Genomic DNA, 21,996 nt, shown 5'->3' on the forward strand with positions numbered 1-21,996 from the left:
TTTTTCATGTGCGTAAATAACGCACACCGGTGTTCTATACTGACTATAGCGCACATCGGTGTTCGCTTCCTAGTAAATGATTCAAGACAGAGTAATGGCTGTCTTAAGTCATAAAAAACAACCAGCGATAGGACTGAATGACACCTCAGCCCTGTCGCTACTACTATTTTCGCAGCCTTCTCAGCAAATTCATGCAGATACGAATCCTGAACGCAAAACCGTCTCTCGTGAACCAGCTTTTCTGTGCAGGTAAAGTTTTCCTGCATATAAAAGCACGGGTTTGCCAAGCGGATTGTCGCCTGTGACAAGCTGCAACCACGAAAAACTGTCTCCTGAAAATCAAGTACGGAGTTTTATGACCAATAACGGATGGTGCCGCTCGAATTATCACAAAAACGGCAAACGTCGCTTTGGACAGCTAGCAAACGGATTCTGTAACGAATGCAGCATTTTATCCGTGATGCAAGTACAGAGCAAAGATGCCGATAAAATCACTCCTCTCGAAGGAAAAATATCAGATTTGGAAGAAAAACGCGATCAACTTAATTCAGAAATCCAAGGACTTCGGTTCAAATTAGCATCCCTCATCAAATCAAGGGAAAAATCAGGAGAACAAAATCATGAGAATTGAAATCGATCGTGAATTGGCACAAAAACACCTGAACTACTTGGGATATCAACCAGGTGAAGCTTTCTTGAGATTTTTCTATCACAGCTCGGACGATCGTAAAAAAAAGGACAAAGGTCGCAAAGAACATGGTGTGGACTGGGAAACAATAGAAAATCATCAGACAGACGGGCGCGGGGTGTACATCGTGGTTAATGGTGCGGGCGGAGGACACACCGATGCTGACATCACACAATGTTGTGCCATTTTCTGTGAATGGGATGATATCCCGCTAGCCGAACAATTTGAAAAATGGAGCGAAGTAGGTTTTGTTGAACCGACCTTCACCATATTTAGCGGTGACAAGTCAATGCAACCGTATTGGCTGTTTGAGGAGCCGATCGCACAGGAACAATGGCGGGAACTGCAAGTGCTTCTGATCGAAGTGATGGAAGCAGACGAGAGCAACAAAAATCCAAGTCGTGTTTTTCGGCTCGCGGGTGCGTGGCACGTTAAGCCCGATCGCGAACCCATTAAAACCGAAATTGTTGGAGAGGCCGGCATTCGCTACAGCTACAGTGATTTGCGCGATCGGCTTCTCATTCTCTATCAAGAGTTACTCGCTCGGAAACAACGAGAACTTGAGGAACAGCACCAAGCTTTACTGCAATTTTCTACCACTGCTACTGCCACTGCCACCCACAGCGCTACTGTCTTAGACAGTGCGACTGCCACGACGGGGCGCACTGCCACCGCAACTCTAACTGCGACACCGGAGGAAATATCTCAACGGTATAAAGACATCACTGTTCCGGTGCCGGTGCCAATTTCTCTACAGTGCGGTCTGGGAAAGCCCAACAAGGAATTTTTGAATGGAGTAGCGACTCTCAGAAATACCTCAATGGCAACACTGGCACGGGATTTAATTGGAGTTCAATCTGAGTTCAGCCGACTCGGACAAGTAACCAATGAGGATGCCTACACTCTATTTCTTGATGCTTGTCGGCGTTGTTCTCCCGGCGGTGGCTGGGATCAAGAAGAGTGGGATCAAATCTGGAATTACGCAGTTAAGTCGAACCCCATAGCCAGCATCTCAAAATATTTTAGTGACGGGATTGAGAGCTGCATCAAAGGTGAATACTGGCGATTCATCAAATCTCTGCAACCTGATCATTTAGTTTCGCGAATGGAGGCAGAGGCTGAATCTGATTTGGTACAGACGCCCTGGCAGGGCGTCTCTCCTAATGCTAATTCTGCTGCTAGCTCTGATTCATCACCTGAATTTAATATTTTAAATTCAGATAACAGAATGATTCAGGATTACCGAAAAATCATTAGAAAATTTGGCAAACGGCTTCGCTTGAATAAACTAAGCAAGCGAATCGAAATTGACGGTACACCAGTATCACTCGATCGAGTGCGAATTCAACTCGCAATCAAACACGGAATTCTCGTAAAATCCAGTCGAGAAGATGTTCAAGATATCCTGACAGAAATAGCCGTAGAAAATCAGTATTCACCAATTGAAGAGTATCTAAATTCTTTGCCACCAGCACCAGATACTTCGTTTTTAGATAGTCTCGCTGAAAAATATTTTGGTGTCAACGATCCAATTTATGAAATGTTTGTCCGAAAAACATTAATTGGTGCTGTGAAACGAACGTTTGAACCAGGATGCAAAATAGACACAGTTCTGATTCTGCAAGGGAAACAGGGCTATAGAAAGTCAACTTTTTTTAAGGTGCTGGCGGGAGGCAAATATTTTGACGATTCCCTGGGAACTGTTTCTGACAAAGATGAACGGCTGAAATTGCACCAAGCCTGGTTTGTAGAATGGGCAGAGCTAGAGAGTGTTTTCAGACGGCGCGATGTCAGTGCAACCAAAGCTTTTTTATCCACCGGAACAGACAAAATTCGACCGCCATATTGCCGAGATATTGAAGACTTCAACCGACCCAGCATCATTGTCGCAACCACCAACAAGCAAGAATTTCTCGCTGATGAAACAGGCAACCGGCGATTTTGGGTAATTCCGGTCAAGCACCGGATTGATACTAAATTGCTTAAGAAAGAACGAGATGCGATTTGGGCTGCTGCGATGCTGGCTTACAAATCTGGCGAAGAACCTTGTCTTGACTATGAAGATGAAGAAACTGCCGAACACATTGCTCAAGAGTTTCAGTCATCAGATCCCTGGGAAGATGTCATCGAAAATTTTATTGAACACCGCGAATATATCCGACTCAGCGACCTTCTCACTCATCTCCAAGTTGACCTGAGCCGACAAGAGCGATCGCACCAGATGCGCTGTTCCGCCATCCTCAAGAAATTTGGGTGGGAGCGAGAGTTTCGATCGATATCCAGCAAACGAGTTCGAGTTTGGTGCAAAACTGAACCCGAACCCGAACCTGTCTCCCTCCCTCTTGAGCTTGCTGAATCCGACCCCGAATTTGACGCCGAATTTGAGGCTGATTCAATCCCTGTTGAGGCTGCTGATCAACCTCAAGTTTTGAAAAGCCCCTTAAAAAGGGAGGTTGATCACGAGGTTGATCACCCTGCTACACAAGGATTTGATCAACCTGATCAACCTGATCATCCTATTTCTGAAAAAATACTAAATTCAGATCCGACCTCGAATCCAACTTCAGATCCAACTTCAGATCCGACCTCGAATCCGACCTCGAAAGGAACAGTAAACTGGATGGCTGCTTCCGCTTTTAGTAATTCCACGGCAGCGAAAGATTTTCCTAGTTTTGGTAACAAGGTTGATCAGGTTGATCAGGTTGATCAATCCTTTGCACAGCAAGGTGATCAACCTAGCGATCGACCTCAAAATTTGGAGCCATTTTCAAAAAATGAGGTTGATCAGCAGACTCAACAGAACAACGAAACAGGGGATCTGGTCGAATATATCCGGCTAGCGATCGAAGTCGGCGATCGAGAAACAGCTCTTGATATTCAGACCATGCTCAAGGAAGTTTGCAGCAAAGGCGCAGCCGATCGCCAGAAAGTCTGGAACTCCCTTACCGCTGATGAAAAAACCGCTTTTAATGGATTGATTTCCCCAGACCCGACACCAACTCCGACACTAGCTCCAACGACATCGGAATCGACAATGCCAATAGTAGAACCGACAACGGAGACAACGGAGAGAACCGAAGAACCAACACCCGAACCAACACCCGAACCAACACCCGAACCAGCAGCTATCTCCGGGGGAATAGATGAGAAGGATGCTGAAAAACTAAGAGAGATAGCTACTATTTGGTGGCCTGAATACTACCCAGAATACCTGCAAAATCTACTGACTCAGATGTATGGATGGAAAGCGCCAGGGGATAAATACGACGAACAGGTAATTGTGGATTGGCTGACTGGACAAACTGAAGAAGTTCGCGATCGAATCAACCTATTAATTGCCAAAAAAAATCAAACTGAGGAAATAGAATCATGACAACTATTGAACTCACACTTGAGCAACAACTTCGATTAAGAATATACACTTCTCAAGCTCAATCACTTTCAGTAGAAGAAGCACGAGTCCTCTTAGTTGAAATGATGCGCCAAAACATGATCAAAGATAACACAATTCGCAACCTATTAGGAACTCAGAAGAATGTTTTGTAACACCAAAATAGCAGAACAACTGCTGAATGTTTGTGATCGGACTCTGTTGCGGTATCGAAAAGAAAACAAGTTGCTGGAAGGGATTCATTGGGGTAAAAATCCTAGTGGCAAAATTCTTTATAATCAGCAATTGATTGAGCATTTGGTAATGTGTGGAGGTGATGTGAATAATCCAGAGCATCAGAAATTTATTCAGAGGTTTGTGAACGATCGACCTGAGAATCAGCCTTTAAAACCAGGTCGGAAACGGGTATCAAACCTGGCATCAAATCTGGCAACTGTGGGGGATTGACCAATCCGGCATAATTTTCATAGAGAGTGCGGACATTATGGCCAGTGAGGGAGGCGATCGCAACCGGATTCATGCCAGCTTCCAGACCATGAGAAATTAGCGTGTGCCTGGTGTTGTAAGGTTTTCGGTAATCAATCCCTAATTCTGCTAGCGCAGGTTTCCAGTAGCGGTTGCAGAAATTCTTGGAGTCGATCGCAGAGCCGTTTGTGCTGGTGAAGATTAGATCATCCGGCCGTCGGTCAGTCGGTCGCCGATCGAGCAATAGCTGTTGCAGCCGTGGTGTTAGCGGCACCGTGCGCGCCTTGTTAGTTTTGGTTGATTTGCGAGATTCAGAGCCGTTGCTCAAACTTTCTCCGATCCAGATGCGATCGCATTCAGGTGAGCAATGTCGCCACAGCAGCGCAGCAGCTTCCCCGGTGCGAAGGCCAACGCCGAACTTGAATTCCACATAGTCAGCGTAGTGACTGAGATTTGAGTCTGAGCGGAATTTTTGGACGATCGCACTGATTTCTGTCAATGTGAACGGTTCCGGGCGCTGTTTGGGCGGAACTGAAACCTTAACATCTGACCAAGGATTTTCGAGAACCAGCTTCTTTTTTTGGGCCCATTCCCAGCAAGCATTGATCAAAACGATCCGTTCGCGTACCGTAACGGGTTCAAGTTTCTGTGCCAAAAATTCCTTAAATTTTTGTGCCACACTTTCAGAAACGGAAATCGCTGTTTTGCTTCTGAAAAACTCAGAAACGTGTTTTTGTAATGCGAGATATTTATTTAAGCCACCGATCGAGATGGTATGGCGCTTGTATTCGACAAATTGGTCAAAAAGCTGAGAAACAGAAATGGATTCATATTTCTGAGGCTTGTACTTGCTCAGGGAGGGGTCAAAGTTGTTGGTAGCCATATCAAGCTCAATTTGCTGAGCTTTCATGGAAGCAACTTTCTGATTAATGGTTGTGTCCGATAAACCCATGTATAACGAAAAGCGTTTACCCTGCCATGACCAGGCAAGTCGTAGACGCTCTTTGAAAACTTCAATATTTACTGAACCTTTTGGCATATCGAAAATTTATCGTAAATTTATCGTAAAAAATGTCTGGAGTTGTCTGCTGCTGTCGTCCTAATTGAGAATGTCCAATATAACACCTTTGATGGAAAAACGACAAAACCCGCTCTCTGAACGGGTTTCTAGGATGGAGAATAGCGGGCTCGAACCGCTGACCCCTACAATGCCATTGTAGTGCTCTACCAACTGAGCTAATTCCCCTTTCTTTTCGCGCTCTCAATCATGCCTTAACTGACCAATATTTGTCAAGCTTTTTGGAGAAATTAGTTTTGAGCCTTCGGCTGGCAAGGCTTTCGGCTTCTTTTCCACAAAACTCTCCTCGCTTCTGGACAATGGTCAATCCCTACTATGATCTAGTAAGTGTGTTGGGATATTTCGGTCAAATGGCTCAAACAAGACCCCATGAGGAAGTATACGACTAGCAGGGCGGCGGCTGAGACCGCAACTAGGGTGCCGGCTAGCATTAGTGAAAATTCCCGTTGCGCGATCGCCTCTTGCATTAAGTGCAAAGACCAGGCAACGAGGGCAACGTCAATTATTAAAATAGAAACCAGCATAAGTTACGATTTGTAACAGCTTACCTATTGTAACAAAACTTTTCGCTCCGTGCAGATAAGCTCACCTGTATTTAACTTTTGCTGTAAAACCCCAAGGGAGCAGTGGAAAGCGAGTGAGAAAAAATTATAGCTTTTGGTGATAATTACAATATGCAAAGTAAATGAGAGCTAGCTCAGCTTTAGAGGTTGCCTTTTTGACTCTTGAGCCAGCGATTAAGAACCCGAACGCTGCGCTTTACACGCTTTTTTGAGGGGGTAGGGTGCGTTAGCGAAGCCCTCGAAGAGGCTCGGCCTTTGAGTATAACTGATTTGATAGCAGTGCGATCGCACCCTGACCCGATTCAAATTTGGTAAAATATGTGTACTTTTAATTAAAATAAAATGAACGGCTGTTGAGGATATAAACTATGTTAACCCAAACTCAAAAACTCTACTCGCCAGAGGAATATTTGGCACTAGAGGAAGTGGCCGAGTCCAAAAGTGAATATATTGATGGCGAGATAGTTCCTATGACTGGTGGTACTCCAAATCATAATGATATTGCGGGCAATTTTTATGCTCATTTAAAATTTGCTCTCAGGGGGCAAAACTATAAGGTTTTTATCGGTGACTTACGGTTGTGGATACCGCGCTATCATCTCTATACTTATCCAGATGTGATGGTGGTTCAAGGCGAACCAGTGCTTTTAGACGATCGCACAGATACAATAATTAATCCTTTGATGATTGTTGAAGTTTTGTCAAAAAGTACGAAAAATTACGATCAAGGGGATAAGTTTGATTATTATCGTTCGATTCCTGAGTTTCGAGAATACATTTTAATCGATCAGTATAAATTTTATGTCGAACAGTTTGTCAAAACTTCGGAAAATAAGTGGCTTTTAAGTGAATACGAATCTGCCGATGCAGTGCTGGCTTTGTCTTCGCTGCCGTTTCAAATTCAATTGGGCGAAATTTATGAAGGGATTAGATTTGAAACGACTCCCGCTAGTTAGGATTTCACAACCGCTTTTTTGCTGTAAAATTAAATCGCTCGCCTTTTCAACTTTATGACAAATCGCTCTACTCGCGCCCTTTTTCACAGCAAAACACTCAACACTGCTTTGCGTGCTTTTAGCTTTCCGCAAGATATGGAAGTGCGCCGCCAAAAATTGGGAACGTGGATTGCTGCACTTAAAACGGGTACGTTAGACGAAGTTAAAGAAGTTTCGCTGCACGGCAGTTTTATTAATGATATTTTTCAGGATATTTTGGGATATTGCTCGGTAATTCAAGGTGGGGGGAAAGCTTGGGAAATTAACGCCGAACAAACGATATCTGATGGCGGCGGTTCTGCTGACGGGGCGATCGGCTTTTTTACTGCTGCTGGCAATCCTAAAGGCAAAGCCGTGTCCCTGCAAGGTAAAGTGATTGCTCCGATCGAACTCAAGGGAGCGAAAAATGATTTAGATCGTCCCGCATCTGGGCGAACCGAATCAGCAGTTGACCAAGGTTGGCGCTACGCTAATTATACACCAGATTGTCGCTGGATTATTGTCTCGAATTATCGAGAATTGCGACTTTATCATACCAATAAAACTCCCGCTTATTACGAACAATTTTTTCTGACTGACTTGGCAGATATTGCAGCTTTTAAGCGGTTTTACTTTCTGCTGTGTCGCCGCAATTTTTTGCCTCAAAACCAAGCTCAAACAGTTTCTGTTATTGACAGACTGTTAAAAGACTCTGACGAAGCTCAAGAGGAAATTACCAATAAATTATATCAAGAGTACAAAGCAATTCGACTTGCTCTCGTCAAGCATTTTCGCTTTTCTGGGCCGCAGGATATCCCCAACCGCGATCGCGTACTCATAGAAAAAGCTCAAAAAACTTTAGACCGCGTTTTATTCATTGCTTTTTGTGAAGATAAAGGGTTGCTGCCGCGAAACACCCTCAGCAACGCTCACGACCACAAAGACCAATACAATCCTAGATTAATTTGGGAAAATTATCAAGCTGTATTCCGCTGGGTTGATGTGGGAAATGATGACCCTCCTGTACCGGGATACAACGGCGGTTTATTTAAATTCGATCCGGTTTTAGACGCACAATTGACCGTGCCAAATCCCTTATGCAGTCAGCTTAAGAATTTGACGCGATTTGATTTTGATACTGAAGTTTCCGTCGATATTTTGGGGCATATTTTCGAGCAGTCTGTTACAGATTTGGAAGAATTAAATGCTGAAACTACCGGACAGGAATACAATCAGAAAAAAGGCAAGCGGAAAACTCAAGGTGTGTTTTACACGCCAGCTTTTATTACTCAGTATATTGTCGAGGTTTCTCTCGGCGGTTATTTGCAGCGGCGAGAGCAAGAATTGCGCGATTTGTTCCTAATGGGCGAAGTTGCTGAAGTGTCGGTTCAGCTACCCAATAAAACTGCAATTAAGTTTTGGAAAGCGTATCGAGACGAAGTGCTGCAAAAAACGCGCGTCATCGATCCGGCGTGCGGTTCGGGTGCTTTTTTGATTGCGGCTTTTGATTATTTGATGCAGCAGTACGAAAGAGTCGATCGAGAATTGAATGCTTTGGGATGTAAGCCAAAAGACGGCAACTCGCTGGAATTTGACAGAAGCATTTTAAGCAACAACCTGTACGGCGTAGATTTGCTGCCGGAATCGGCGGAAATTACCAAACTTTCCCTGTGGTTGAAGACGGCCCAAGCGGGTAAAACGCTGACTTATTTGGATGATAATATTAAAGCGGGAAACTCGATCGTCGCTGACAGTAATGTAGCAGATACAGCGTTTGATTGGCAAGCTGAATTTTCCCAGATTTTTGCTGATGGCGGTTTTGATGTTGTCATTGGCAATCCGCCTTACGTGCGACAGGAGTTGCTATCTCCAATTAAACCATACTTGCAAGCAAATTATGAATCCTATAATGGCGTAGCAGACCTTTATACTTACTTTTATGAGCTCGGATTAAACATTCTCAAACCGAAGGGAGTGCTTTCGTATATTGTCACAAATAAATGGCTGAGGTCGGGATACGGCGAACCTCTACGCAAGTTCTTTGCCAGTCAAGGTTTACTAGAGCAAATTATTGATTTCGGACACGCGCCAATTTTTGAGGATGCTGATACTTTTCCCTGTATTGTCGCAGTCAGAAAACCTAACGCTTCTCTATGTATCTCTGAAACTGAAAGCGAGATTGAGCAAGGTAAATCTGAACCTAATTCGCCTGTGATTGTTTGTCCGGTTCCGCGCGAGGAACTTGCTAATATCAACCTTACACAATACGTTCAACAACACGGCTATCAAATTTCGCGAGATCGTTTCACTGCGACTGCTTGGAGTCTGGAACCTCCTGCTGTTGATGAGTTGATGCAGAAAATTCAACGAGTGGGTGTTCCGCTCAAAGTTTTTGCAGGGGTTAAGCCTTTATATGGCATAAAAACAGGATTTAACGAAGCTTTTTTGATTGATGAAGCCACTAAAAATAGTTTAGTTAAAGCAGACCCTAAATCCGCTGAAATCATCAAGCCATTATTGCGAGGTCAGGATATAAAACGCTGGTATCCTCAATGGGATGAAATTTGGATAATCTTCGCTCATAGAGATATTGAGATAGAAAACTATCCTATAATAAAATCTCATCTGGAAAAATATAGAACTAAGTTAGAAGCAAGAGCAGGCAAACAATTATGGTGGCAGTGGCAAGCATCGCCCTCTTTTTGTAACCTATTTCAACAGCCTAAACTGAGCTATCAGGAAATTCAATTTCATCCAGCATATAGTTATGATAATCGGGGTTATTTAACAAACAATAAAGGTTTCATTATTCCGACTTCTGAATTGTATATTTTGGGAGTGCTTAATTCAGCACTTATGTGGTGGCACAATTGGCGGTATTTACCGCACATGAAAGATGAAGCACTGACTCCGGTTGGTGAATTGATGGAAAAGCTTCCGATCGCACCACCAACTGACTCAATTCGTGCCGAAGTCGAATTAATTGTCAGCCGTTTAATTGAAATCACAAAAACTAATCAAGAAACTCACCGAGATGTCTTGCAATGGCTAGAAATCACTTATTTAATTGATAAACTCGGACAAAAACTCGAAGATTTTTCTGCCCTTTCCTTTGCAGAGTTCGTAGCAGAAATCAGAAAGCGAATGCCGAAAACTAAATCCTCCGATCCTCTCGGCGTTGCTGGACTAAAAGCAGTCCGCGAAACTTATAATGAATATGCACCGGGCATTCAATCTCGCAAAGCTGAGGCCTTGAGACTCGAACACCGTTTATCCGACTTAGTTAATCAAGCTTACGGATTGACACCGGAAGAAATAGATTTGATGTGGAAAACAGCACCTTCGCGAATGCCGATCGCCCGACAGATTTGATAAAATATTAAAGCAGCATCGTTGAGAATGAGTTTATTATAAAAGGCGCTCTAGTTTTTTGTACACTTCATCATCGTTACGCTTGCCAACTAAAATAACTTCTACCAAATCTTCATCTGGATTAAAGTTGTAAACAATCCTATACTCGCCACTATCTACCCGATAATAATCAGGATATCCTATTAATTGCTTGCTATCATTAGGTAAAGGATCGACATTCAGCGCTAACACTTTTTTAGCAATTTGAGCCGCTATTTTAGGTTGCAAACCCTTGAGAAAGTCGAGAACTGTTTGTAAACCATCAAGTTTCGCCATTTGCCATTTGTTTTAGTGTTTCTACAAAGGTTTGGGTACCCACCATTTGAGACTGACTCAGGGCGGATTTTGCTGCTTTGCCTAAAAGCATATCTTCTAATTCCATCAGTCGCTCTATCAAGCGCTGATAGGCCTCAGCGGACATAATTACGTGACTGGGTTGCGATTTATCAGTGAGTAAAACTGGCTCGACAGCAGCTTGGTTAAAGACTGTCCCCTGTGGATTGCAGGCTTCTGCGAGGGTGTAACTTTGCATGACAGATGTTATGAGTGTGGGTTATGTCTATTTTAGGCAAAATCGGCAGGGATTGGGAAGTCGATCGATCGCCAATGTGACGTTTAGCCAACAGCAAACCTAGCCAACAGCAGAACCTCGTCATCAGGAATTCCTTCAGTCCTGGATGCACTATAAGCCTAAAAACAAAAAGGTTGCAATTAGTCGGCGCTACGCTCGTAATGACAGAAACACGTTGTTTTTGCGCCCCGGACTATATCATATCAAAAAAATGTGTTTTTTGGGGAAGATTTGTTAGACTGGGATTGTGAGCTAGCGAGTCAATAGACCATACTTTGTACGCGAGGTGAATCATTATGCTCCAAGCATTTGAAGGAATTTACAGAAATGGAGTCATCGAACTTTTAGAAGTTCCTGAAAACATTTATGAAACCCGCGTCCTGATTACTTTTTTGGCTACGCCATCCATTCCTCGATCGCCTACATTTATCCAGTTTGGAATGTTTGCAGGTTCTCATCAATCCACCGAAGCTGATTTCGAGATTGCCGAGTTTCAACAGGATACTGACGATGAATTACATTGGTCATAGCTGCTGATGAAATATGTCGTTTAAAAGAGGAAAGCCAATGGTGACGAACCTAAATGTAGATACGGCACTGCTGCAAGAGGCGATCGAACTGGAGCGAGAAATTGCCATCGAAACCCTAGTTGAAATAGCCTTGCGCGAATATATTCAACGTCGTAAACAGCCGCAGCATCTCAAACTGAGCTTTGGAGAATCTCTCAGTGCATTTCGTGAAAAATATCAACTGCATGAACTGGGTTTAAATCCTGATGAAATTTGGGGAGATATCCGCGATCGAACTTTTGCAGGACGCGAGGTCATTTTTGAATGACGCTAAGGAATGATTAAACCGCAGAGAGCGCAGAGGACGCTGAGGATGAGAAGAGAGAGATGAAAAATTTCGATACCAAGGGGTTTGATATGAAGATTAAAAAAGGGGCAACTCGCGTCGCCCCTCATCTATTTAACAAACTGGAAAATTAAACTTCCACAGCAATCTTTTGTTCCGAAGCCTCCGGCGAATTCGCTTCACTCGGCGGCACAACTTGCCAGAACTTAGGCAAATATTCAGCCCAATTTGCTAAAATCTTCTCAGCTTTCTTGCTGCCCGTTCGATCGCGCTGAGCCTCAATCAACTCCTTCAATTGCGCCTCCCCAGCAGCCGTACAAACCCGCTGCATCTTCACAATCTCCCCGTTGACATGAGCCGGGAAAGTCCCATCTTCATCGAGGAAATAAGCCAAGCCGCCAGTCATTCCAGCGCCGACATTCCGGCCGACTTTTCCTAACACCACAATCACGCCGCCAGTCATGTACTCGCAGCAGTGATCGCCCGCACCCTCGATCACAGCTTTCGCCATCGAGTTACGCACCGCAAACCGTTCGCCAGCTTTACCCGCAGCCAACAGAGTTCCCCCCGTCGCACCGTACAAACAAGTGTTACCGACGATCGCATTTTCGGAAGCATCATAAGTCGCACCAGCCGGCGGTGCGATCGCGATTTCGCCGCCGTGCATCCCTTTACCAACGTAGTCATTGGCTTGGCCTGACAGTACCAGCGTCATCCCCGGCAAATTGAACGCGCCGAAGCTTTGGCCCGCGCTACCAGTGAAGTTGAGGGTGATGTGACCGCTAAAGCCGGTGTTGCCGTGTTGCTGTGCGATCGCACCTGCCAAACGTGCGCCTACAGTGCGATCGGTATTCACCAATTTTACATTCTTGCTAACAGTGCCGTGATTGGCGATCGCACTTTGAATCTCAGCATCCGCCAGCAATTCATCGTCTAACACTGGCCCGTTGGTGTGTACCTCGCCGTGGATCAAGAAAGATCGATCGCTCTTAGTATCAGGTAACTTGGTCAAACAATCCAAATTAATCGCTTGGGTTTTAGTTAGTTGCACCCCCTCGCGCATTTTCAGCAAATCCGCGCGGCCGATGATATCTGCGATCGACTTATAACCCAATTTCGCCAGCAAACTCCGCACTTCTTGCGCTACGAAATAGAAGAAATTAACAACGTGTTCCGGCGTTCCGGGGAACCGTTTCCGCAAGTGTTCTTGCTGAGTTGTCACCCCTACTGGACAACTATTCATGTGGCAAACGCGAGCCATAATGCAGCCTTCTGCAATCATTGCCACCGTGCCGAAACCGTACTCTTCGCCGCCCATCAAAGCGCCTACAATCACGTCCCAGCCGCTTTTAAAGCCACCGTCAACGCGCAGCAAAACTCGATCGCGCAATTTATTTTCCATCAGCACCCGGTGGACTTCTGTCAAACCGAGTTCCCACGGAGAGCCTGCGTGCTTAATCGAACTCAGTGGCGAAGCACCGGTGCCGCCATCGTGGCCGGAAATTTGAATCACATCAGCATTTGCCTTGGCGACACCGGCTGCTACAGTCCCGATGCCGACTTCCGACACCAACTTCACCGAAACTCCCGCTTTCGGATTGATTTGGTGCAAGTCAAAAATCAACTGCGCCAAATCCTCGATCGAATAAATGTCGTGGTGAGGAGGAGGCGAAATCAGCGTGACACCAGGTTTCGATCGGCGCAAATAAGCAATGTACTCGCTCACTTTGGGTCCCGGCAATTGACCGCCTTCACCCGGTTTCGCACCTTGTGCGATCTTAATTTCGATTTGTTCGGCGTTCATCAGGTACTCAGGAGTCACCCCGAAGCGTCCCGAAGCTACTTGTTTGATGGATGAAGAAGCTGTATCGCCGTTCTGCAAACCTTTTAAGTGAGGTAGCGTTTGTGAGAAACCGGCTGCGCTCACATCGTTTAGCACTTTGTAGCGCACCGGGTCTTCGCCGCCTTCGCCGGAGTTGGATTTGCCGCCGATGCGGTTCATCGCAATCGCTAGCGTTTCGTGGGCTTCCGGGGACAAAGCGCCGAGGGACATACCGCCGGTGGCGAAGCGCTTGACAATATCTGCTACAGATTCTACGTCTTCGAGAGGAATCGGAGGACGATCGCTCGCAAAATCCAGCAAATCCCGCAAAGCCGTTACCGGGCGATTTTCTAGCTGTTGCTTGTAAACCTCGTAGTGATCGTAGGCACTTTCACCATTTTTGTCACCAATTGGTGTCATTTTTGGTTCGGCCCCGTTGCCATTACTGTTAGTTTGAGCCTTAAAAGTAGTCACGGCTTTGTGCAAAGCCTTGGCCATTTCCGGGCTGTTCATGTGATATTCACCGCCCCGGCGGTACTGCACGAAGCCGTAATTTTCCAGCTTTTTGAGGTGCAATTCTGGGAAAGCCTGACTGTGGAAAGACATTACCTCGTTAGCCAGTTCCGCGACACTCAAACCGCCGATGCGAGAAACAGTGCCTTTGAAGCCCAAATCGAGCAAATCACCGCCAATGCCGATCGCCTCAAAGATTTGCGCCCCCTGATAGCTAGCCAGCAGTGAAATCCCCATTTTCGAGAGAATCTTCAGCAGCCCATTTTCCACCGCTGTGCGATATTTAGCTTGAGCCTGTGTGACGGTAATATTGGGAACTTTGCCATGCTGCATCAAGTTTTGAGTCTTGGCGTCAGACCACCAGGCGCGCACGCTTTCCAAGGCCAAGTAAGGGCAAACAGCCACCGCACCGTAACCGATCAAACAAGCGAAGTGGTGAGTGCTCCAACATTGGGCGGTATCGACAACTAGGGAAGTTTGCATCCGCAGCCCGACGCTAATTAAGTGGTGGTGAACCGCGCCAACTGCCAGGAAGGGCGGAATATAAGTGAATTCTGCACTCAATCCACCAGAAGATACATTGCCTTCTTTCTTCAAAAGTCGATCGCTCAAAATCAGAATTCTCGAACCCTCGCGCACCGAAGCAGCCGCCTCTTGACAAAGTTGCTCGACTGCGGTTTTCAAACCAAAAGGCCCGGCCGCAATTTTGTAAAGCGTTGACAATTCGGTAGCTGGGAAAGACTTTTGGTCTTTCAAGAAAGACAGTTCAGCGTCGTTGAGTACGGGGGAATCAATTTTCAGCCGCTTGGCATTTTCTGGTACTGCTTGCAGTAAATTGCCCCGCAGGCCCACATTCATCGTCAGCGACATCACCATCCCCTCGCGCAGGGGGTCGATCGGCGGATTTGTCACTTGAGCGAACCGCTGTTTGAAATAGTTGTACAGCAACTGAGGCTTTTCTGACAATACAGCTAAGGGAGCGTCGTCGCCCATGCAGAAAGTCGGTTCCTTCCCAGAACTCGCCATCTCGACGATCACCATGTCCAAATCTTCTGCTGTGTAGCCAAAAGCAGTTTGGGTTGCTAACAGCGTTTGCGAGTCGAGGGTTGCTGTTTCGGCAAAAGGCTGCGGTTGCAAGATTTCGCGGTTTTGTTGCAGCCATTCGCCGTAGGGGTGCCGCTTAGCAATTCGCTGTTTGAGTTGCCAATTTTTGAGAATTTCCTTGGTTTGCAGGTCAACTGCAATCATTTGTCCGGGCCCCAAACGGCCTTTTTCGACAATATCTGCTTCGGGAATATCGACAACTCCGGCTTCGGAAGCGACAATTACCAAACCGTCTTTAGTAATGCAGTAGCGGGCCGGCCGCAAACCGTTGCGATCGAGCGTAGCACCTACTTGTTTCCCGTCGCTGAATACCAGCAGTGCGGGGCCGTCCCAAGGTTCTTGAATGCCACTGTAATATTCGTAAAAATCGACAATTTCTGGATAGTCAGCCAAATCCGGCTGATTTTTGTAAGCTTCGGGAACCAGAATTGTCAGGGATTCCAGGGGGGTGCGGCCGGAGTGCACCAACAACTCCATCACGTTGTCCAAGTTTGCCGAATCGCTGCTTTCGGGATTGACAATTGGGTTAAACGTGTCGATATCAGCTTGACTCCAATTCGGGTGAGCTAAATTGGCTTGCCGCGCTTTCATCCAGGTAATATTGCCCAACAGCGTGTTAATTTCCCCGTTGTGTCCCAGCAAGCGCATGGGCTGGGCTAAGTGCCAGCGGGGCATCGTGTTGGTGCTGAAGCGGCGGTGATAGACGGCAAAGGAGCTTTTATAAGCGGGATTTTTCAGGTCTGGGTAAAATTCTGCCAATACAGCCGATCGCACCATGCCTTTATAGACGATCGTGCGACAGGAGAAAGAGCAAGTATAAAAGTCTTGGCGGGTGAAGTTGGGCCGATTTGACAGCGCGTGTCCGATCGTGCGGCGGGCCAGAAATAGATGTTTGTCGAGTTCGTCTCCGGCTAAGTGCGGTGAACTGACAATTACTTGTTCGATTTGAGGTTGATTTTCTAGCGCTTGCTCGCCCAAAACCGACGGTACAATGGGAACTTTGCGCCATCCCAAAAGTTTCAGCCCGCGATCTGTCAGAACTTGCTCAACCACCTGCCGCGCTATAGTCGCTTGAAATTTATCTTGAGACAGAAACAGCATTCCCACGCCGCAGTTTTCCCGCGCCGGAGGCACAATTCCCTGTTCGGCAAACCAAGCATCCAGCAATTCCCAAGGAATCGCGGTCATTAAACCCGCACCGTCGCCGGAATCTTGGTCGGCGCTGCAACCGCCGCGATGTTCTAGACAAGTTAAAGCTGGGAGGGCTTTCTCAATAATCGAGTGGGTGGCTTCACCGCTTTGGTTGGCAATAAAGCCCACACCGCAGGCATCTCTTTCTTCCACTAACCAGCTTTGGCCGGCATAGGGAGTTCCTCGCTCAGTCTGATGCACGTTTCTGTTTGGATCGATCGTGTTACCCATGTTGATTGAATGTTATTTCCGTGATTGTGTGGTTGATGCGTTTTTATAGCTCGGAGAGAGAAGGCTGCCGAGCGGTGGGAGCCTAGTAAACTTTAAGACAGCACATTGGAAGCTGATTTGATTAAAAATTTACGTCTATGCGGCCTGTACCTAGCACTGAAACCCTGTTTGCAGATTTTAAATTATCTCGCTCGCATCGCCTCAGAGATGTCTCCTAGAATACCCTGCTGTTAAAAAGCAGTGATTCTTTGGGCGATCGCCGCCCTGCAACTAGATACATTGCAGCCGATCTAGTTTTTTGTGTGGGTTTTTCCTGAGCTCGGAAGGGTAGCCTTGCGGACTCAGGTAGATAGTAACTTTAGCGTTATTTTGCTTGCTGCGCTGTTGAGTTGCTTTCGTCAGCGCCCGCAGACACAAAAGCAACCTGCCCGCTCAGTCGGTAGGTGCAATGTAGCAGCGCGGTTCACAACTGGTGAAACCTGTCTTATTGTGAAGTCAACTCTCAAGCCGCGAACATCAAGTTTATCAAAAAATTGATAAAATTTCACCCATTAGACTTAGAGTTTGCGTGCAAGTCTTGTCAGCGATCGTCCAAAACCGAGGCTAAGATACCTAGCCGAAAAAGGTTGACAGTTGTCCATAACCCTATTTTGTATTTTTTTCCCACCAACTTTTTTGACACTCTCAGGTCTAAAGACGCGCTTGATTCTTGATTCGTTGATTTGCTCGAGCTAATCGATGTATATCAAGATAGTTTTCCCAAGCCCGGAGCTAAAGTTGCAGAAAAAATCGAGGCCATAGACTTGGAGTATTTGCGAGAAGATTTGCCCAAATTGATTGGCTCGATGAAGGAAGGAGTCGATCGCATCCGCAATATCAGTCCAAGTTTGAGAACGTTTTCCCGGGCCGATAGCGATCGACCAGTTTCTTTCAATATTCACGATGGACTCGAAAGCACTCTGCTAATTCTCAAGCACCGTTTAAAAGCCAGCGAGTTTCGCCCTGCCATTGAAATTGTGAAAGAGTATGGTAACTTGGGGAGCATCTCAATGAAAGCAGCCCAGCCCAAAATTGGAGTTAGGAGTCAGGAGTCAGGAGCCAGGAGAAGAGAGTCAGAAGGAAGAAGGAAGGAGCCAGAAGAAGTGTTTTTACAAAGATGAGATGCTCCCGGTAACTTGCCCCTAGTGAAATGCTTTCCCGGACAGTTAAACCAGGTATTTATGAATGTGCTGGCTCATGCAATTGACGCTCTGGAGGAGTCAAATAAGGGTCGGAGTTTTAGTGAAATTAAAGCCCTACCTAATCGAATCACGGTTCAAACTGCTCTGAGCGAAGACCAAACTCAGGTTTTGATTCGCATTAAGGATAATGGAGTGGGGATGTCGGCCGAAGTCAAGGAAAACATCTTTAACCACTTATTTACAACCAAGCCTGTGGGTCAAGAAACTGGATTAGGATTGTCTATAGCCCACCAAATTGTTGTGGAAAAACATGGAGGTACGTTACTCGTGAATTCTTCTTTGGGGCAGGGTTCGGAGTTGGTGATTTCTATTCCGGGGTTAGCCTTGTGTAGTAGGCCTTTACCGCAATTAGTGCGATCGCCAAAAATATCGGATTTAGTAAGAACAAACATACGGATTTTCCGGGTTTCTAAATCCCCATGCGTTTAGAAGTGAAATTGTGAGTTGTAAGCTGTGAAACGTAATTTTGTCTATTGGCGTCTAATATTGTCAGTCTCAATTTTACCCGTACTGGCGATCGTCCCGTCTTTGCTCTGGAATCAACCCGGAAGAACACAAGAGAGGGAGATGGCTGGGTTGATTGATGCTTCGAGAACCCCCCAGGGAATGAATTCCCTGGCTGATAGCGAAAGTCGGTTAAAACCGACTGAAATATTGACAGATAGTCCTCTTGAGAGGACTTCAGCTATGAGACAGGGGTTTCAACCCCTGTCGGACTATAGGTTTTTGGCTCAATCTGTACCGCCATCTTCGATAATTAGACAAGGCCGCCAAGTATCCCTAAACGGCCGCATTCTCCCCCTAAGTGGGACTCAGCATTTGATTGATGCTTCCAGAGCCCGCCAGGGAATGAATTCCCTGGCTGATAGCGAAAGTCGGTTGAAACCGACTGAAATATTGACAGATAGTCCTCTTGAGAGGACTTCAGCTATGAGACAGGGGTTTCAACCCCTGTCGGACTATAGGTTTTTGGCTCAATCTGTACCGCCCTCTTCGATAATTAGACAAGGCCGCCAAGTTTCTCTAAACGACCGCATTCTCCCACTAACTTGGACTCAGCATTTGATTGATGCTTCCAGAACCCGCCAGGGAATGAATTCCCTGGCTGATAGCGAAAGTCGGTTGAAACCGACTGAAATATTGACAGATAGTCCTCTTGAGAGGACTTCAGCTATGAGACAGGGGTTGAAACCCCTGTCGGACTATAGGTTTTTGGCTCAATCTGTACCGCCCTCTTCGATAATTAGACAAGGCCGCCAAGTGTCCCTAAACGGTCGCATTCTCCCCCTAACTTGGACTCAGCAGCCGGCAAACAGCACTTCTGCGAATTTCCGAACTTGGATTGCTGACGTTGGATTGATGCAAAGTGCGGGAGTGGATTTGCTTAGCAGCGCCGACAGTGCGAAACAACCAGTGCAGTGGTTTTCGGTATCTTTAATCGGCGCTCAAAGCTTAGCAGCGCGGGCAACAGGCTCGTATCGTTACTTAGATGTTACCGATTTTGCGTCCCTTGCGGGTTGGCAGATATCAGCAGATGGTAATGTTTTGAGAATCACGTCTCCCGCGGCAAATGTGACTGGAATTCGGCAAGCAGAAATAGAATCGGGCGATCGCATTGTTGTAGATATCGATCGACCCGCCCCTTGGCAAGTCAACTTTGTCAATACGCCAAGCCCGTCGCCGACACCCACACCCAACCCCCCGGACGACCCCACAAAGCCCGCTATCCCACTGCAAAACCTCCGCGCAGCGCCAAACCTCGAAACACCAGACGACCCGACCAAACCCGCCCTCCCGCTGCAAATAACGCCCGCAGCGCCGATCGCCGGTCAAGAATGGTCGATCGCGATCGATGCCAAAGTCGCACCCGCCATAATTCAGCAGACTTTCTCAACCAGCAAACAATTGCTATCACTAAAAGTCGAACCTGACGGCGCTCAAACCAAAGTCAAAGTGACGATTCCTTTAGGTTGGCGGCCGCAAGTTTTCAGCCTGGGAAATCCCAATCGATTAGTTATCGACATTCGGTCAGATTCGTTAGTAGAAAAAAACATTGTTTGGGCGCCCGGTGTGCAGTGGCGGCAGCAGTATCAAAATTTAGGAACCGCGCGTTTTCCGGTAGTTTGGTTAGAAGTTAATCCGCGTCAAGCTGGTGTAAAAATTCGACCAATTCTCAGCAATCCGCCTGCCGGTCAAGGCACTGCACCTTTATTGCAAACAGCAGAAATTTCGGGAGCGGCTGCGTCGATTAATGCAGGTTTTTTCAATCGAATTAATCGCTTAGCTTTAGGGGCAATTCGGCGGGACAATAAATGGCTTTCCGGGCCGATATTGAACCGGGGGGCGATCGCCTGGAACGATCGGGGAGAATTTGCGATCGATCGTTTAACTTTGCAAGAAACTTTGATTACCTCCGCAAATCAATCTTTGCCCGTTTCTCATCTCAATAGTGCCTACGTACAACCGGGAATCGGTCGCTACAATTCTGATTGGGGAACAACTTATACTCCGTTGTCTGGCAATGAAATAGTTGTGACAGTTGCGGGTGATCGAGTTGTCAGTCAATCCCCCGGAGGTGCGGTGGGAACAACAAGTTTTCCCATTCCAGCTAACGGTTATATTTTGGCTTGGCGTGCCGATTTGTTCCCTGCATCTGAACTCTCCATAGGCACTTTATTACGTTTAGAAACTAACACTTTTCCTGCTGAATTTAACCGTTTTCCTTACATTCTCGGCGGCGGGCCGGTGTTGGTACAAAACAGTCAAGTTGTGCTGGATGCTAAGGCGGAAGGGTTTAGCGATGCCTATGTTAGACAGACAGCAATTAGAAGTGCGATCGGGCGAACTGCTGCGGGGAATTTGCTGATTGTAGCCGTGCACAATCGCGCGGGCGGGGCGGGGCCAAATTTCGCAGAACTGGCGCAGATATTGCAGCAAATGGGTGCTGTGGAGGCTTTAAATTTGGATGGGGGAAGTTCGACGAGTTTGTATTTGGGAGGTAGTTTGCTCGATCGACCTCCGTCAACTGCTGCGAGAGTTCATAATGCGATCGGTATTTTCATTCAACCATAAACCGTCACGTTAAATTGTAGGGTGCGTCAGTATGCGTTATCTGCTCAAAAATCGAGAATCTCCGCACTGACGCACCTTACAAACTCTTGTTCCCCCCTTATTAAGGGGGGCTAGGGGGCATCGAGAAGACTGTACAAGAAAGAAAAAACTCAACAAACTCCCCCCCGTCTCAGTTATAATCAAAACCATCCTCTCCATCTCCTCACATACCCATCATGAGGCACTGGCCCCCCGGACAACAACTGCACCAAGGCAAATACCTAATCGAAGCCATCCTCGGCGGTGGCGGATTCGGTGTCACTTACCGCGCCCAAAACCGCAAAGAAGGTAAAGTAGTCGCCATCAAAACCCTAAATGCCAACGTTCAAGGTAAGCCAAACTTTCGCGAATTCCAAACCAAATTTGTCAACGAAGCTTTATCTTTAGCCAAGTGCAGCCATCCCCACGTCGTCCAAGTTTACGAAGTGTTTCCCGAAATGGTGGAAAATATCGAATTGTGGTGCATGGTGATGGAATTAATCGACGGAATTGACTTAGCAGAATATCTCGAAGATAACGACATTTTGTCGGAAGAAAAAGCTTTGCTAATTATTCAACAAGTGGGAAGCGCGCTCAGTTTTGTTCACCAGCAAGGATTTACTCACCTCGATGTTAAACCCCAAAATATTATGCTAAGAACCCCCCCCAGCCCCCCCTTGGTAAGGGGGGGAGTAAGAGAAAATCCCCCCTTCTCTTCTTCCCTCCTTAATAAGGCTTGTCATTACCAACATTTTTCAAACGACTGGGTTGTAAAATCAGCAGCCCAGCACATATCCATCAATCGACT

14 protein-coding genes, 1 tRNA gene and 2 pseudogenes are annotated in these 21,996 nt (G+C 46.4%); 11 read left to right on the forward strand and 6 right to left on the reverse strand.

Annotation, left to right across the window (positions count from 1 at the left end):
* Nucleotides 1–301: 301 nt before the first annotated feature.
* The 3 genes from QUB06_RS23185 to QUB06_RS23195 are packed head-to-tail and all read left to right on the forward strand — an operon-like array spanning nt 302 to nt 4,234.
* Nucleotides 302–631 (forward strand): hypothetical protein, encoded by a 330-nt coding sequence (locus QUB06_RS23185; protein ID WP_333437280.1) that lies wholly within the window; start codon nt 302–304, stop codon nt 629–631.
* Nucleotides 621–4,061 (forward strand): VapE domain-containing protein, encoded by a 3,441-nt coding sequence (locus QUB06_RS23190; protein WP_333437281.1) that lies wholly within the window; start codon nt 621–623, stop codon nt 4,059–4,061. Before QUB06_RS23185 ends, QUB06_RS23190 begins: the two co-directional genes overlap by 11 nt.
* The gene (locus QUB06_RS23195) at nt 4,058–4,234 is read left to right on the forward strand and encodes an NblA/ycf18 family protein (RefSeq protein ID WP_333437282.1); all 177 of its coding nucleotides are present in this window, start codon (nt 4,058–4,060) and stop codon (nt 4,232–4,234) included. Before QUB06_RS23190 ends, QUB06_RS23195 begins: the two co-directional genes overlap by 4 nt.
* Nucleotides 4,235–4,422: 188 nt before the next feature.
* Here QUB06_RS23195 and QUB06_RS23200 read toward each other — a convergent pair whose 3' ends face one another.
* The 3 genes from QUB06_RS23200 to QUB06_RS23210 form a co-directional block, all read right to left on the reverse strand.
* A complete protein-coding gene (locus QUB06_RS23200; protein ID WP_333437283.1) occupies nt 4,423–5,583 on the reverse strand; it encodes a tyrosine-type recombinase/integrase in 1,161 nt (386 codons plus the stop codon).
* Between the two features lie 134 nt (nt 5,584–5,717).
* Nucleotides 5,718–5,790, reverse strand: a tRNA-Ala gene (locus QUB06_RS23205).
* A 152-nt stretch (nt 5,791–5,942) separates the two neighbouring features.
* Nucleotides 5,943–6,146 (reverse strand): hypothetical protein, encoded by a 204-nt coding sequence (locus QUB06_RS23210; RefSeq protein WP_190659577.1) that lies wholly within the window; start codon nt 6,144–6,146, stop codon nt 5,943–5,945.
* A gap of 407 nt (nt 6,147–6,553) precedes the next feature.
* On the opposite strand from QUB06_RS23210, the gene QUB06_RS23215 reads away from it, so the two are divergent.
* Nucleotides 6,554–7,141 carry a Uma2 family endonuclease gene (locus tag QUB06_RS23215; protein ID WP_333437284.1) on the forward strand — a complete coding sequence of 196 codons (588 nt, stop codon included), beginning with the start codon at nt 6,554–6,556 and terminating at the stop codon, nt 7,139–7,141.
* Nucleotides 7,142–7,195: 54 nt separating this feature from the next.
* Complete coding sequence (locus QUB06_RS23220) at nt 7,196–10,531, forward strand: Eco57I restriction-modification methylase domain-containing protein (protein WP_333437285.1); 3,336 nt, start codon at nt 7,196–7,198, stop codon at nt 10,529–10,531.
* Between the two features lie 36 nt (nt 10,532–10,567).
* On the opposite strand, the gene QUB06_RS23225 is transcribed toward QUB06_RS23220, so the two are convergent.
* Entirely contained in the window at nt 10,568–10,846 is a 279-nt protein-coding gene (locus tag QUB06_RS23225) for a type II toxin-antitoxin system RelE/ParE family toxin (protein ID WP_333437286.1), read from the reverse strand.
* Nucleotides 10,833–11,102 carry a type II toxin-antitoxin system Phd/YefM family antitoxin gene (locus QUB06_RS23230; RefSeq protein WP_333437287.1) on the reverse strand — a complete coding sequence of 90 codons (270 nt, stop codon included), beginning with the start codon at nt 11,100–11,102 and terminating at the stop codon, nt 10,833–10,835. Before QUB06_RS23230 ends, QUB06_RS23225 begins: the two co-directional genes overlap by 14 nt.
* A gap of 335 nt (nt 11,103–11,437) precedes the next feature.
* Here QUB06_RS23230 and QUB06_RS23235 point away from each other — a divergent pair, with 335 nt between their 5' ends.
* Both QUB06_RS23235 and QUB06_RS23240 read left to right on the forward strand, forming a co-directional pair.
* Nucleotides 11,438–11,671, forward strand: a complete 234-nt coding sequence (locus QUB06_RS23235) for a hypothetical protein (protein WP_333437288.1) — start codon at nt 11,438–11,440, stop codon at nt 11,669–11,671.
* A gap of 37 nt (nt 11,672–11,708) precedes the next feature.
* Complete coding sequence (locus QUB06_RS23240; RefSeq protein WP_333437289.1) at nt 11,709–11,978, forward strand: type II toxin-antitoxin system VapB family antitoxin; 270 nt, start codon at nt 11,709–11,711, stop codon at nt 11,976–11,978.
* Between the two features lie 148 nt (nt 11,979–12,126).
* On the opposite strand, the gene QUB06_RS23245 is transcribed toward QUB06_RS23240, so the two are convergent.
* Nucleotides 12,127–16,857, reverse strand: coding sequence for a glutamate synthase-related protein (locus tag QUB06_RS23245; protein WP_333437290.1), 4,731 nt, complete (start codon nt 16,855–16,857; stop codon nt 12,127–12,129).
* A 719-nt stretch (nt 16,858–17,576) separates the two neighbouring features.
* On the opposite strand from QUB06_RS23245, the pseudogene QUB06_RS23250 reads away from it, so the two are divergent.
* The 4 genes and pseudogenes from QUB06_RS23250 to QUB06_RS23265 form a co-directional block, all read left to right on the forward strand.
* Nucleotides 17,577–17,885, forward strand: a pseudogene (locus QUB06_RS23250) (hypothetical protein); the annotation flags it as partial.
* 141 nt (nt 17,886–18,026) lie between these two features.
* A pseudogene (locus QUB06_RS23255) lies at nt 18,027–18,413 on the forward strand (sensor histidine kinase); the annotation flags it as partial.
* Nucleotides 18,414–18,551: 138 nt separating this feature from the next.
* Complete coding sequence (locus tag QUB06_RS23260; protein WP_333437291.1) at nt 18,552–21,170, forward strand: phosphodiester glycosidase family protein; 2,619 nt, start codon at nt 18,552–18,554, stop codon at nt 21,168–21,170.
* Between the two features lie 215 nt (nt 21,171–21,385).
* Nucleotides 21,386–21,996: serine/threonine-protein kinase (locus tag QUB06_RS23265; protein WP_333437292.1), on the forward strand; the 611-nt coding region annotated here is incomplete at its 3' end.

This window comes from Microcoleus sp. D2_18a_D3 (genome assembly GCF_036702455.1).
Lineage (GTDB): Bacteria > Cyanobacteriota > Cyanobacteriia > Cyanobacteriales > Microcoleaceae > Microcoleus.